This is a genomic window from Paenibacillus sp. NPDC056579, assembly GCF_042793215.1.
Taxonomy (GTDB): domain Bacteria; phylum Bacillota; class Bacilli; order Paenibacillales; family NBRC-103111; genus Paenibacillus_S.
In genome coordinates, this window is the sequence record NZ_JBHTVD010000026.1 from 1 (window position 1) to 12,965 (window position 12,965).

12 protein-coding genes are annotated in these 12,965 nt (G+C 32.7%); all 12 read right to left on the bottom strand.

The window, feature by feature from the left end; translation table 11 throughout:
- On the bottom strand, positions 1 to 892 hold an 892-nt coding region (locus tag ACFQ88_RS39295; protein WP_379463356.1), incomplete at its 3' end, for an NBR1-Ig-like domain-containing protein.
- 297 nt (positions 893 to 1,189) lie between these two features.
- Positions 1,190 to 1,804: a DUF1796 family putative cysteine peptidase gene (locus ACFQ88_RS39300; RefSeq protein WP_379463358.1), complete on the bottom strand. Its 615-nt coding sequence runs from the start codon at positions 1,802 to 1,804 to the stop codon at positions 1,190 to 1,192.
- A gap of 80 nt (positions 1,805 to 1,884) precedes the next feature.
- Positions 1,885 to 2,877, bottom strand: a complete 993-nt coding sequence (locus ACFQ88_RS39305; protein ID WP_379463360.1) for a glycosyltransferase family 2 protein — start codon at positions 2,875 to 2,877, stop codon at positions 1,885 to 1,887.
- A 30-nt stretch (positions 2,878 to 2,907) separates the two neighbouring features.
- A complete protein-coding gene (locus ACFQ88_RS39310) occupies positions 2,908 to 3,837 on the bottom strand; it encodes an NAD-dependent epimerase/dehydratase family protein (protein WP_379463362.1) in 930 nt (309 codons plus the stop codon).
- A gap of 12 nt (positions 3,838 to 3,849) precedes the next feature.
- Positions 3,850 to 4,851 (bottom strand): 4-hydroxy-2-oxovalerate aldolase, encoded by a 1,002-nt coding sequence (dmpG, locus tag ACFQ88_RS39315; RefSeq protein ID WP_379463364.1) that lies wholly within the window; start codon positions 4,849 to 4,851, stop codon positions 3,850 to 3,852.
- A 13-nt stretch (positions 4,852 to 4,864) separates the two neighbouring features.
- Entirely contained in the window at positions 4,865 to 5,746 is an 882-nt protein-coding gene (locus ACFQ88_RS39320; protein ID WP_379463366.1) for an acetaldehyde dehydrogenase (acetylating), read from the bottom strand.
- Between the two features lie 88 nt (positions 5,747 to 5,834).
- Positions 5,835 to 7,598 carry a thiamine pyrophosphate-binding protein gene (locus ACFQ88_RS39325; protein WP_379463378.1) on the bottom strand — a complete coding sequence of 588 codons (1,764 nt, stop codon included), beginning with the start codon at positions 7,596 to 7,598 and terminating at the stop codon, positions 5,835 to 5,837.
- A gap of 27 nt (positions 7,599 to 7,625) precedes the next feature.
- The gene (gene rfbG / locus ACFQ88_RS39330; RefSeq protein WP_379463368.1) at positions 7,626 to 8,762 is read right to left on the bottom strand and encodes a CDP-glucose 4,6-dehydratase; all 1,137 of its coding nucleotides are present in this window, start codon (positions 8,760 to 8,762) and stop codon (positions 7,626 to 7,628) included.
- Positions 8,723 to 9,499, bottom strand: a complete 777-nt coding sequence (gene rfbF / locus ACFQ88_RS39335; protein ID WP_379463370.1) for a glucose-1-phosphate cytidylyltransferase — start codon at positions 9,497 to 9,499, stop codon at positions 8,723 to 8,725. Before rfbF ends, rfbG begins: the two co-directional genes overlap by 40 nt.
- Before the next feature lie 136 nt (positions 9,500 to 9,635).
- A complete protein-coding gene (gene rfbH / locus ACFQ88_RS39340; RefSeq protein ID WP_379463372.1) occupies positions 9,636 to 11,180 on the bottom strand; it encodes a lipopolysaccharide biosynthesis protein RfbH in 1,545 nt (514 codons plus the stop codon).
- Positions 11,180 to 11,596, bottom strand: a complete 417-nt coding sequence (locus ACFQ88_RS39345) for a GtrA family protein (RefSeq protein WP_379463374.1) — start codon at positions 11,594 to 11,596, stop codon at positions 11,180 to 11,182. Before ACFQ88_RS39345 ends, rfbH begins: the two co-directional genes overlap by 1 nt.
- Before the next feature lie 9 nt (positions 11,597 to 11,605).
- Positions 11,606 to 12,965, bottom strand: a 1,360-nt coding sequence (locus tag ACFQ88_RS39350; protein WP_379463376.1) for a hypothetical protein, incomplete at its 5' end; no start/stop codon positions are given.

Below are 12,965 nucleotides of genomic sequence, written 5' to 3' on the forward strand. Positions count from 1 at the left end.
CTTTTATACTTCCCTTAACAGAAGCCGTTTGACTCATATACAATAAAACAGGAACCGACAGCACAGAATCAAAATAATTTAAGTAAACCATGTCGCTTAACATAAGTGTTGTTAGTAATAAATTAATACATGCTAGTAAGACCATTCTCTTATTTCCAAACTTCATGAGGTTAAACATAATACCTATAAATAATATAGCTAGAAAAGATACAGTTTTAGCATTCTCTGTCAAAGCAATATTTGTCAAGTTCGAAAAATAACTAATCTTCCAATACATCGCTGCGACAAATAATATTATATCTGCCTTGCTCCATATTACTTTAGCAGGTTCTTTTATATATTTAGGTATTGTTATGATTTTCTTTCTTGCAAAGATAATTAGAACAACCATTAATGCTGCTATTATAAGCAATACTGTTGCCATAAACTGATAATAATTTGTGACATGTAATTCGTTAGTAATACTGCTACTTGGGGATCTTTCTGAAAACCAAGTAACATTTTCTTGCACCATATCCCATTGAATTTGGTATGAGCCTGCTGTTTGTGGAGATTGAATCTCAGCAGTAACTTTAACACTCTCTCCAGGAGCTACATCTTTTGGCAAATGTGTTCTTAGTCCATCAAAAAGCACTACATTGCCTTGTCCATCCAGCAAATGGTAAGATAAATGAAACTGTTTTTCATCAGTCCATGTTATGTTTCCAGTGTTCTTTAATTGAACCTTTACTTTTCTGTTTGTATCATTGAAAAAAAACCAGACATTCCCTGCTTTTATTTCACTGCTGTAAATTGGATCTGAGGGATTAAGAACAGCGAACGAAACATTTCCAATTAAAAATATCATTGCAAAAAGTAATACAAATGATAGTAAATATGTTAGCTTTGCCACAATAATATCTCCTAATACTTACTTTTTTTTTACTTTTACAATGTTAACAAATTATTAATGAATACACAAACATTCAGATTAAGGCAAGCTTGTTACATTTTAGTTATATCTACTACCCTTAATAATACCCACTGATATTCGTTTTACAGCTTTTAAATTATGATTATTCCACGCAGAATTCATGGAAATTAAGATAGCCTTAGTCCTAATTTCGGACTAAGGCTTGTTTGAAAATATCTTATCAATAAAATCACAACTCAAGAAATTTCTTACAAATAGCTTTTGAAGCAATAATACCTACTTTTTTTGAACATAAGAAAGAACTTCTCCCCAAGATTTGTCACACCCTTGCCAACGATCAGGCGGATGAGGCATATCTATAGCGCAAACGTTTTCAAACGGCCAATCTTTATCTATAACTTTTTCTTCAGTTGAATAATTTACGGCAAGAACAGTTATGTTCTTGTTGAGTTTATACAAAACTGGTAATAAGGAATTTATATCATCCTGATGGATTTGTGAGCGTACCAACAAAATGTCGGTACCTGTCGTTACTCTATCGATAAACCGGTTAATTCTCCGTTTCAAAGTTTGCGTAAATATTGAATACGTATCGGATATTGTTTCATTAATTGGGAAATCGTGCACTGATTCACAATCATATATTTTATCTCTTATATGATACTTATCATCGTGCTCGCCAACAATTTCAAGGTTTTCTAGTAACATAAAATCTCGAAATTCATTTTCGAGAATTTTTGTTAATTTCGATGCTGAATTCAAAACGAACCAATCGAAAGGACCTGATGTGTCTCTTAAACCATTCTCCTGCAACTGATGTGTAGTTTGGCAAGCAGCGCCTATACTGTAAATAACATCGAATTTATGTTTTTTCAAATCACTAAGAATCATAATTAAAGTACCTCTCTAATTAGTATAGAAAATACTGTTCGTCGAATACTTGATTAAACTTCTATTGAAAAGTACAACGCTTAGGCTGAATAATAGAATTTATTATTACCTCTTACTTGCGCATTTTGATTCTCTCTTGCTTCTTCAAAATTAATTCTTTCCTTTTCAATCACATGTGGCCTCTTTAGTACTTGAGTATGAATTGATCCTATATACTCTCCAATAATTCCAATGAAAAATAACTGAACCGAGCTAAAAAAGAATAATCCTATAATTAGAGGAGCAGTGCCAACAGAGAAATAGTTCCAAAACAAGAGTTTTGCCAAAAAATATATAATAGCAACAAAAAAACTAAAAGCAGACATAATAAAACCTAACATAGCTGCCATTCGTAATGGGATTTTTGAATGGTTTGTTATGCCAAGCATTGCTATATCATACAAAGTATAGAAGTTATTCTTCGTAATGCCTCTTTTCCGAGCAGGTTGTATATATTCAATTTTAAAACTTTCGAACCCAATATCAGAGATCAACCCCCTAAAGTAAGGATAGGGATCATCAATTCCTTTTAGAATTTCAATTACTCTTGCATCATATAATCCGAAACCTGTATTATTTTTAGTTAACTCAATTTCAGAGACTCTATTAATGAAATTATAATATGTTTTTCTTATAGCAAACATCATTGGTGACTCAAAGCTTTGCGCTTTTACACCCAGTACAACTTTATACCCTTCTTCCCATTTCTGTATAAAATCTTTTATCATAGTTGGAGGGTCTTGTAAATCTGCAACTAGTGAAATAACTGCATCTCCCCTAGCCTGTAACATTGCATGATATGGAGATCTAATATGTCCAAAATTTCGAGCATTTAGTATTACTTTTACATTCTTATCGATTGAAGATATTTTTCTTAAAATATTTTCAGTATTATCTTTTGAACAGTTGTCTATAAAAATATGTTCATAATTGTATTCTTCTAATTCTTGAAAAATTTTTTTCACTTGAGAATAAAGCTCTTCAACATTAGCCTCTTCATTATAGCACGGTGTCACAATGCTTATAAGTTTCATTCTATCACCTTTTATAAAAAATATTTTGAATTAAAACAAATCTTCTAGTTGAGATACAATAGCATCAATTGATCTATATCTGGGGCGATAACCAATAATATCTGATTTTTTGTTTAATGAATAGTAATTTGATTTCAAACCAGTTACAGAAGTTAATATTTTATCCTGCTCCACTAATACCTGCAAATTATGATTTTTCTCGAAATATGAAATAATCTGAAACTTAGTTATAGGTTCTAAACTGTATACATCAAAGACATCATTAATATTATGCATATTTATACATCTTTCAATTAGTTGTAATAGGTCATCGGGGTGTATGTAATCTCTCACCATATCATTCCTACCTGTTACAAAGACTCTTTGTTCTTTTATACAATTAACAATATCACTTAAAAAATATGGTGTTTTCAAATCAATAAATTTACTAAAAAATCCAAAAACCCTAAGATCAACAATGTTGTAGTTTGAATATGCTCTATGCTTGGCCTCTGTATTAATTTTTGATATTGAATAATAATCGGTTGGAGCAATGTTGTTAATATTAATTATTGCTGTTTTATTCTCATCAGCTGGGGTGTTAAAATTGGAACCATACGCTATTCCTGAACTGAAGTTGATATATAGTGCTTTTGTGTTGTTTTCCAGATAACTCATAACAAGATTATCAAACTCTTCTGTAAGAGTAAAAATTGCTCCACCAATCTTTTTTAATTTTGCTGGATCACCAACCCCAATGCAATTAATTATTACATCATATTCTTGGTCTTTAAAATCGTTAAATGATTTTAATACGATGTTCGTATTTTGTTTTAATAGCTCGGTCCCATCAATGAATAATCTTAAACTTGAAATGTTCCTAGCGAATAAGACTAATTCATACTTTTCGGTAGCAGAAAGACCATAAATTAGATTTTTGGCTATATGTCCAGTGGATCCTAATATCGCTATTTTTTTCATATTATCTCCTAATTATCTTAATTGTGATAAACTCACTGCTACTTCTAATATTAAATCCTCTTGTCCAGCAACTACTTTTCTACGTCCCAATTCAAAATATATATCTTTTGGGTCTAAATTGTATTGCTTTGCAATTCTTTCTACAGGTTTTGAAAAGCCTGAGAATACACCCGCCATCCCACTTACGATACTTGATGAATTAACATATGGTACTTTTAGAAACTCTTTTTCAGCTACATCTGAAGCATCTAATAACTTATATAAATCTATTCCAGTTTTATAGCCTAATTGTTGAAGTACAGCGACAAGTATTTCCAACTGTGCATTTCCAGCACCTGCCCCAAACCCTCTCATTGTCGCGTCTAACATTGTAGCTCCTTCTTCAATTGCTGCTAAAGAATTTGCTATTGCCATTCCAAGATTGTTGTGTGCATGGAATCCAATAGGAACCGCAACAGAATTGACGAGTGCTTTAATTTTTTCTTTTACGTTCACAGGTAAATATGATCCCGCAGAATCCATAATTATTATCCCTTGAGCTCCGTAACTTTCCATTTTCATTGCTTCTTCTACTAGAACAGATGCAGGGGCCATATGAGACATCATGAGTACCCCATACACATCAAGCTCCCTATTCCGACAATACTCAATATGCCTCTTAGTGATATCGGCTTCCGTACAATGTGACGCAACTCGGACTACATTAACACCTATATCTATAGCACTCTTTAAATCTCTATTAATAGTTGCGAATCCTGGAATTACGTGAATTCCAAGTTTTGTATTTCTTAAATTGGTTCTACAAGTTGCTAACATGTCAATGTCTGAGACAAGACTTTCCCCTAATTGTAAAGATGATGCTCCTAAGCCATTCCCATGCCCAACCTCTAGAATTGGAACTGATGCATCTTCTACCATTTTTGAATATAAATCAATTTGCTGAATAGTTAACTGATGACGAATAGCGTGCGAACCATCTCTTAAAGTAGGATCACTAATTAATATTGGATTCATTTCCGACACCTTTCTATAATAGAATATAATTTTTTGCGTATTCTTCGGCCATTGAAATAGCTGCACAATTAATTATATCTAAATTCCCTGCATATGAAGGCAAATAATCTCCTAAGCCTTGAACTTTTATCATAATGACGATTCTATTATTTTCAATAGTTGGTGGAACTAATAACTGATAACCAGGAACATATTTTTGAATCTCTTTTATTATCTTTTGTATATAATATGTTAACTTCTCCATATCAGGATCCTGAACTAATGCAAATATTGTAGTTTGCATATCAATACAAGGATGTGCTGGATTCAAGTTGAGAATAGTCTTGGCTCTGCGACATTTTGAGAAATGTAATATTGCTTCTTCTGTTGTTTCAATATACTCATCTAAATTTATCCTTGTTGCCGGACCAGCACTTTTGGAGGAAATACTAGATACAACTTCAATATATTCAACATTATTTTGTGACTGACCGATAGCATAGGCAATAGGAATAGAAGCCTGACCACCACATGTAATCATATTTACATTTTTTTTGTCTAGACATTCACTTAAATTTACTGCTGGTATGCACATTTGACCTATTTTTGCAGGAGTCATATCAATAACAAACTTCCCCAGTTGCTCTAGTATTGGTGCATGTATTCTATGGTCTATCGCTGAGGTCGCATCTACAACAATATCACAACAATCAGGATCTTTTATTATTGCTTGAATACTTTCATCTGATACTTTAACTCCTAGTCCCTGTGCTTTTATCATGCCTGGAGATTTAATATTCCTTCCAATGAATAAAGAACAAGTCAAATAATCCGACCTCAAAATTTTTATTAACAAATCAGTTCCAATATTACCACTTCCAAGTATTGCAACTCTCAACTTCCTGATACTATCCATATAGCCCTCCACCAGCATCTAAATATAAATTTCCCCCAAAAAAATCTTGCAATCTTTTGGGGGAGGTACATTCAAATAATTATTTAAATTATAAACAATTTGCTAAGTATTCTTCCCTTGGAAGAAATGGAAACATATCATCAAATGGCATCGAAATCATGGTGCCATCATCCAGTTTCTTCGAAGAAACCCTTGGGATTAACAATTGGTTTTGAGGGGTCATTACTTCACAAATAACTGATCCTTTATAGTTAATCAGCTCATCTAATTTATTATCCATTTCATCCAAAGACGAAATTCTCATATAGCCTAATCCGAATGTCTCAGCTACTTTATCAAAGGGTGCAAAACTCACACCGGTTTCTGGCCCCTCACCAATTAATCGACCTTCCATAAAATTATTCTGAGTATGTCTCATTAGTAAGTATCCGTTATTGCTAAGAAGCACAAATTTTATTGGCAATTGATACTGTTGGATTGTTTGTAATTCTTGAAGATTCATTTGGAATGAACCATCACCTGTGATACAATAAACTTCATTTTTATCAGTGGCTACTGAAACTCCTACTGCTCCAGGGGAATATCCCATCGTAGATAAACCACCTGTTATTATGTGTCTTTGACCAGCTTTAACTTTAAAAGCCTGAGCATGTACATGAAAACATGAGCCAGTATCAACAACAAATACACCACTATTACTTACCTTTTCAGAAAATTTTGAAATAAACCTATACGAGTTTATACCTTGTGCTTCATTAGTGTATTCCGGGAGATCCACTGGATATTTATTTTTCCATAATTGTGTTTGTTCAACCCACGAATGGAAATCAAAATTATTATTTGGGATAGCTGATATAAGCTTTTCAAAAAAAACTAAAGCATCTTCTTGTATTTCTATATCTGCTTTCACCGAAGGCTTGTCAATTTCTTTTTCATCAACATCCACATATATTTTCTTTGCTTTATGAGCAAATAGTTCGTAATCATATCCTACTAAACCTATTCCAAGTCTACAACCTACAGTAATTAATAAATCACAATTTTGAACAGTAAAATTCGCTGCTCTATCCCCATAAGTACCTGGCCTTCCAACAAACAGAGGATGATCGTGATCAATAATATCCATACCTAATCTTGAAGTAATTACTGGAATACCAGTTAAATCCAGGAACTCATGTAGTTTGGAAATCGCTCCAGAAAGACGTACCCCAGCACCAACTAGAATACACGGTCTTTTACTTGAAACTAATGCTTCTTTTACTAAATTAAGCTGTTCATTACTAATATGCTTTATAACAGCAGGCTCTGGAATGTATCCTTCATATTCATCTGGGTCGAAATATGCACCTTGAATATCAACAGGAACCTCTAGATAAACAGGCCCTACTCGATGTGATTTTGCAATATGAATACATTTTTCGACTTCATATTTTACTTTTGATATATCATCTAACATAACAGCATATTTGGTAATATAAGAAAACATAGGCAATGAATCGAAACCCTGAAGTGGAAATTGCCGCGGACCCTTTATTTTAGCCAATGAAACTTTAGAATTTCCAGCTACAATTACCATTGGTGATGAATCGATAAAAGCACCTGCAACACCAGTAATAGTATTTAAAGCACCTGGACCAGCAGTAACATATGCAACTCCAAGCTCATTATTATATCTTCCATATGCCTCAGCAGCCATTGCTACTGCTTGTTCGTGATGACAGGAAACATACGTCTGTTCTTTATGTTGATAAAGTGCATCGGTTAAATGCATTATCATTCCACCTGTTACAAGAAAGACATGCTTTCCGCCAGCCTCATAAAGAGCATTGGTAATATAATCAGCTACTCGCATTCTCAAATGAATTACCTCCAAACTACATTAAAATGCATTATACTCTTCAATTTGTTTCAAAGTAACTGTCAGAGCTTCTGATTGGTTCTGTATATAAGACAAATTCCATTCAATTATTTTGTCTAAAGTATAATCAATATCCCATTTAGGAATCCAACCCAGTTCCATAATTGCTTTTGAACAATCCAACTTTAAATATTTTGCTTCATGAAGTTCATCACTTGTTATAATTTTATAATTAACTTTTTGTGGCCATTTATCGCACAACTTCTCAACTATCCATTTTACATCTTTTGCATCCTTATCATAAGGACCAAAATTCCAAGATTCCGCATACTTAACACCATAATTATATAAATTTTCACATAATAGTAAATACCCACTAATTGGTTCTAATACATGTTGCCATGGCCTTATAGAATAAGGGTTTCTTATAATAATATCTTCATTATTAATAAGTGACCTTATACAGTCGGGAATCAATCTATCATTAGCCCAATCCCCACCTCCAATAACATTTCCTGCTCTGGCAGTGGCAATTGCTACACCATGTTCAGAATAATAGTTGGGACTAAAAAATGAGTTTCTATAAGCACTAGTGATTAACTCAGAACATGCTTTGCTACTTGAATATGGGTCATAACCTCCAAGTGGTTCATTCTCCCTATACCCCCAATTCCATTCTTTATTTTCATAGCATTTATCTGTTGTTACGTTTACAACAGCTTTCACCGAAATTGAATTTCTTACCGCCTCTAAAACATTCACTGTTCCCATTACGTTTATTGAATAAGTATCAACAGGGTTTTTATAGGAATCTCTAACTAAAGGTTGTGCCGCCATATGAATAACTATTTCAGGTGCAGCTTTTTTCATCGCATTTTTTAAGCTTTGAATATCTTGGATATCACTAATATATGATTCTTCAAGATGAGAAGTGATATTTGCTATTTCAAAGAGGCTTGGTTTTGTAGGAGGCTTTAACGAATATCCCCAAACCTTAGCTCCCATAGACAGTAACCATAAGGATAACCAAGAGCCTTTAAAGCCTGTATGACCGGTAATAAACACCCTTTTCCCTCTCCAAAAGTCAGCGTTGATTAGTTCGGCTCTAGCTTTCATACCTATCCCCATATCTTCCATGGTGCATTCTTTGCCGCCCATAGATCTTCCAAATAATTTTTATCCCGTAAGGTGTCCATTGGTTGCCAGAATCCATCATGTTTATATGCAATCAATTGATCTTGTCTAGCAAGTGTCTCTAGTGGCTCTTTTTCAAGAATCGTCGAATCATCCTTAATATAATCAAGGACTTCAGGCTGCATCACAAAAAATCCCGCATTTATCCACGAGCCATCACCCCTAGGTTTTTCTTGAAAACCCCTTACCTCATTATTGTTACCAATTTCAAGTGCACCGAATCTTCCGTTTGGCTGAATAGATGTAACAGTTGCAAGTCTTCCGCTTAATTTGTGAAACTCAACTAGCTTATTAATATCAACATTTGACACTCCATCACCATAAGTTAACATAAAAGGTTCATTTTTAAGATAAGGTTTAATTCTCTTCACTCTTCCTCCAGTCATTGTATTTAATCCCGTATTTACTAATGTAACTTTCCATGGTTCGGCAGAATGATGATGGATTACACTTTCGTTATCATTTCTAAAATCAAAAGTGACATCAGACTCATGAAGAAAATAATGCGCAAAGTATTCTTTTATATAGTAGCCTTTATAGCCTAGACAAATAATAAAATCATTATATCCAAAGGATGAATATATTTTCATAATATGCCATAAAATCGGTCTTTCTCCTATTTCGATCATTGGCTTAGGCCTAAGATGAGATTCTTCGCTAATCCTTGTCCCAAAACCCCCGGCTAAAATTACTATTTTCATATGTACCTCCAACGAATATATATATACTTTAAATTATATCTTTATATCAAATATAGTGTCAATTGTTGTCTGAATTTGCTAGAATTGTTATAAAAAAAGCCAAGAGTACACAGTAATAACTCTTAGCTTTTTTGTATTATTTCTTCACAAAATGTTGTATTTTCTCTACAACATAATCAATCATTTCATAAGTAAGACCTGGGTACACTCCAACCAAGAAAGTATCCAATAAGATCTTATCAGTATTTGTTAAGTCGCCATGGATCCGATAGTTAACTCCTTGAAACGCGGGCTGTCTAATTAGATTTCCTGAAAACAACATCCTGGTTTGTATTTTACTTTCCTCTAAATAATTAACAATTTGATTTTTTGTGAAATGAACACCATCTTGCAAGGTAAGTATAAATCCAAACCAGCTTGGGTCAGCATTATTTGTAGCTTGAGGAAGAATAAAATATTCGTTCAGATCTTTTAGACCAGATAATAATCTATTAAAATTTCTTTTTCTTGCTTCAGTAAAGTGCGGTACTTTTTTCAGCTGTTCTACTCCTATAGCCGCTTGCATATCTGTAACCCTTAAGTTATAACCAATATGGGAATATGTGTATTTATGATCATATCCCTGAGGTAATGTACCTAACTGCCATCCAAATCTTTTTTTACAAGTATCGTCGCATCCAGAAGGACACCAACAATCTCTGCCCCAGTCTCTAAAGGATTCTATGATCATTTTCAATTGAGGATCATTTGTGTATACTGCTCCACCTTCACCCATAGTCATATGATGCGGCGGATAAAAGCTTGAAGTTGCTATATGTCCAAAGGTTCCTGTAAGTTTATCATTATATCTTGACCCTAAGGCATCGCAATTGTCTTCGATCACCCAAAGATTATATTTTTTAGCTACTTCCATTACCTTATCAAGATTAAAAGGGTTCCCCATAGTATGAGCAATCATAATAGCTTTGGTCTTTGGTGTAATTGCATCCTCAATTCTTTCGGCCAATATGTTGTATGTACCTAAATCAACATCGAGAAACACAGGCACAGCTCCATTTTGTACAATTGGTGTCACAGTAGTCGGAAATCCAGCTGCAACCGTTATAACTTCGTCTCCAGGCGAAATCCTTCTCTCGCCAAGCTTAGGAGATGTTAGTGCTGAAAAAGCCAAAAGATTAGCGGAAGATCCTGAATTTGTCAACAAAGCGTACCTTACACCAATAAATTCTGCAAACTTCTTTTCAAACTCTTTATTATATCTCCCAGCTGTTAACCAGAAATCTAACGAGGAGTCAACCAGGCTTTTCATTTCCAATTCATTATAAACACGCCCCCCATATGACAAAGAGGACTTTTCTGGGACAAACTCTTGTTTCTTTTCATGAAATAAATGATAAAATTGTCCTACTTTTGATAAAATCTCCAATCTCATTAATTTTTCAAAGATTTCTTTAGGCAAATCCTCAATATAAGTGAGTTCGTTTTCCTTATAAATTTCTTGGTTTCTTACATCACATAAAAAAGTGTCTTGAGTAACTTCTATAAATATTTCTACTTGATAATCTATATCCGTTAAAGTTCCTGGAAACAGCTCCAATACATGATATCCATCAACAAGTTTACTAGTGATAACTACTTTTTTATTATCAATTGTTCTTACTACACTTCCGGCAAATAACATTACCTTCCACTCTCCATTTTACTTTTTTCTTTAAAACTCCAATACTTCTGACCAATAAAACTAATTATTGTTGTTATAGTAATAGAGACTAACTGTGATATTATAGGATTTATCCTAACAATTTCAACAAGCAGGGTTAATATAACATAATTAATCAAAAAAGTAGAGAAATATAAACAAATAAACTTTAAAATCATACCTTTAGAACTCTTCTTAACATTAAAGGTATAATTTTTATTCCAAAAGTAACTATTAATTACACCTATTACGTGAGATATGACTAAAGATAAAGTATAATTTAATTCAAATATATAGAGAAATAAGAAATATGATAGGAATCCAACTATAGTATTTAATCCACCAACTAATATAAACCTTAGCTTTTGTTCCACTTGTATAACTTTTCCCTCACTCATAATTAGCCATTATAATTCTTTTACTTTAAAATTATCAATTCTAAACTTTAGAACGCGAGGATCTGTCGGTGCATAGATTTGTTTTACAGCATTTGCATTAAAAGAAACTGTAACCGAAGACTTGCCCTCAATTTCTATATCTTTTTCATACCATTTAGGGTTAGAATTTATAATTACTTCATCTTCAAAGGAAGTGGATTTTATTATTATTATTGCATCATCCGGAAATCCACTTGAAATATTCATGGATATGTTTACCTTTTTGTTTGTGCCGGAATTGTTTGAAATTACAATTTTCCCTTTGTCCCCTCCCCATCTCCAATTACTGCTACTGTTTGTTTCTAAGTGATAAAAGTCATTTTCGTAATCAATTTGTAACTCTTCCATCTCTGCTTTGATGTCAGCGTAATATGATAACGCAACACTATCTAGGTTAATATCTTTAATTGCAATATTTGTAGTAAGAAAATCATCATAAGAACTATCCTTATTAACGAATTCATTAAAATTATTTACTATATTTTGCTTAACAAGTTTGGAATCGATAAATAATTCCTTTGGATTATTATCTTTTAAAGAACTACCAAAGACAAAAAATTTGCGATATTTCGACATAGTAAATAATGTGAGACTATCAGAATATAATATATAATTTTTATTTATCTGATCAACCTTCTTTATTTCTGAAAAAATGAGAAATTGATTTGTATCCTTCATTTCTTGAGAGTATTTCAGAAAATATACCTTCTTGTTCTTCATAATTGAAGAATCTAATGACTTAGTAATATTGACTTTTTTACCACTCTTATTCCTAACATAGTCATTCCAATATTCATCATGGTTAGAAACAATCCCTATTTGTTTAAACAAACTGGGACTATAAATATAGCTATCCTCCGGTAACGATTGGAAATCATTAGATTTAATAAACTTATCAAACAGTACCCACTTTTTTTGTGACATGTTTTGACTTAATGCAATGGTGTTGTTTGAAAAATCTGTTAGTATGCTCCCTGAAACAAGTAATAAGCATATTCCAAACAATAACATTTTCCTAATATATTGATTCTTTACTATCTCAGTTAGTGCAACTACGATAAAACTTATCAACAATATAACTCCAAAATAACTAAAGTATGTTACCGTATATGCCTTAACTCCATTACTTACCCATTCTTGATATTTTGGTGTTATTGCTACTAATGAAACTGGTGCAATAATCAATAATATAGAAGTTATTATAAATACTAACGATTGTTTTAAGCTTATATTATTCTTTTCTGGAAGATTGGCTATTTTTATTGTCATGAAACATAAAACTAAGGCTTTGATAATCCATTCAACTTTTAAATTTTTTAAAATATATATA

Bases quoted from the DNA above. Each gene is read 5' to 3' on its own strand.
- ACFQ88_RS39300 (WP_379463358.1), bottom strand. From the start codon at position 1,804: ATGATTCTTAGTGATTTGAAAAAACATAAATTCGATGTTATTTACAGT.
- ACFQ88_RS39305 (WP_379463360.1), bottom strand. From the start codon at position 2,877: ATGAAACTTATAAGCATTGTGACACCGTGCTATAATGAAGAGGCTAAT.
- ACFQ88_RS39310 (WP_379463362.1), bottom strand. From the start codon at position 3,837: ATGAAAAAAATAGCGATATTAGGATCCACTGGACATATAGCCAAAAAT.
- dmpG (WP_379463364.1), bottom strand. From the start codon at position 4,851: ATGAATCCAATATTAATTAGTGATCCTACTTTAAGAGATGGTTCGCAC.
- ACFQ88_RS39320 (WP_379463366.1), bottom strand. From the start codon at position 5,746: ATGGATAGTATCAGGAAGTTGAGAGTTGCAATACTTGGAAGTGGTAAT.
- ACFQ88_RS39325 (WP_379463378.1), bottom strand. From the start codon at position 7,598: ATGCGAGTAGCTGATTATATTACCAATGCTCTTTATGAGGCTGGCGGA.
- rfbG (WP_379463368.1), bottom strand. From the start codon at position 8,762: ATGGGCGGCAAAGAATGCACCATGGAAGATATGGGGATAGGTATGAAA.
- rfbF (WP_379463370.1), bottom strand. From the start codon at position 9,499: ATGAAAATAGTAATTTTAGCCGGGGGTTTTGGGACAAGGATTAGCGAA.
- rfbH (WP_379463372.1), bottom strand. From the start codon at position 11,180: ATGTTATTTGCCGGAAGTGTAGTAAGAACAATTGATAATAAAAAAGTA.
- ACFQ88_RS39345 (WP_379463374.1), bottom strand. From the start codon at position 11,596: ATGAGTGAGGGAAAAGTTATACAAGTGGAACAAAAGCTAAGGTTTATA.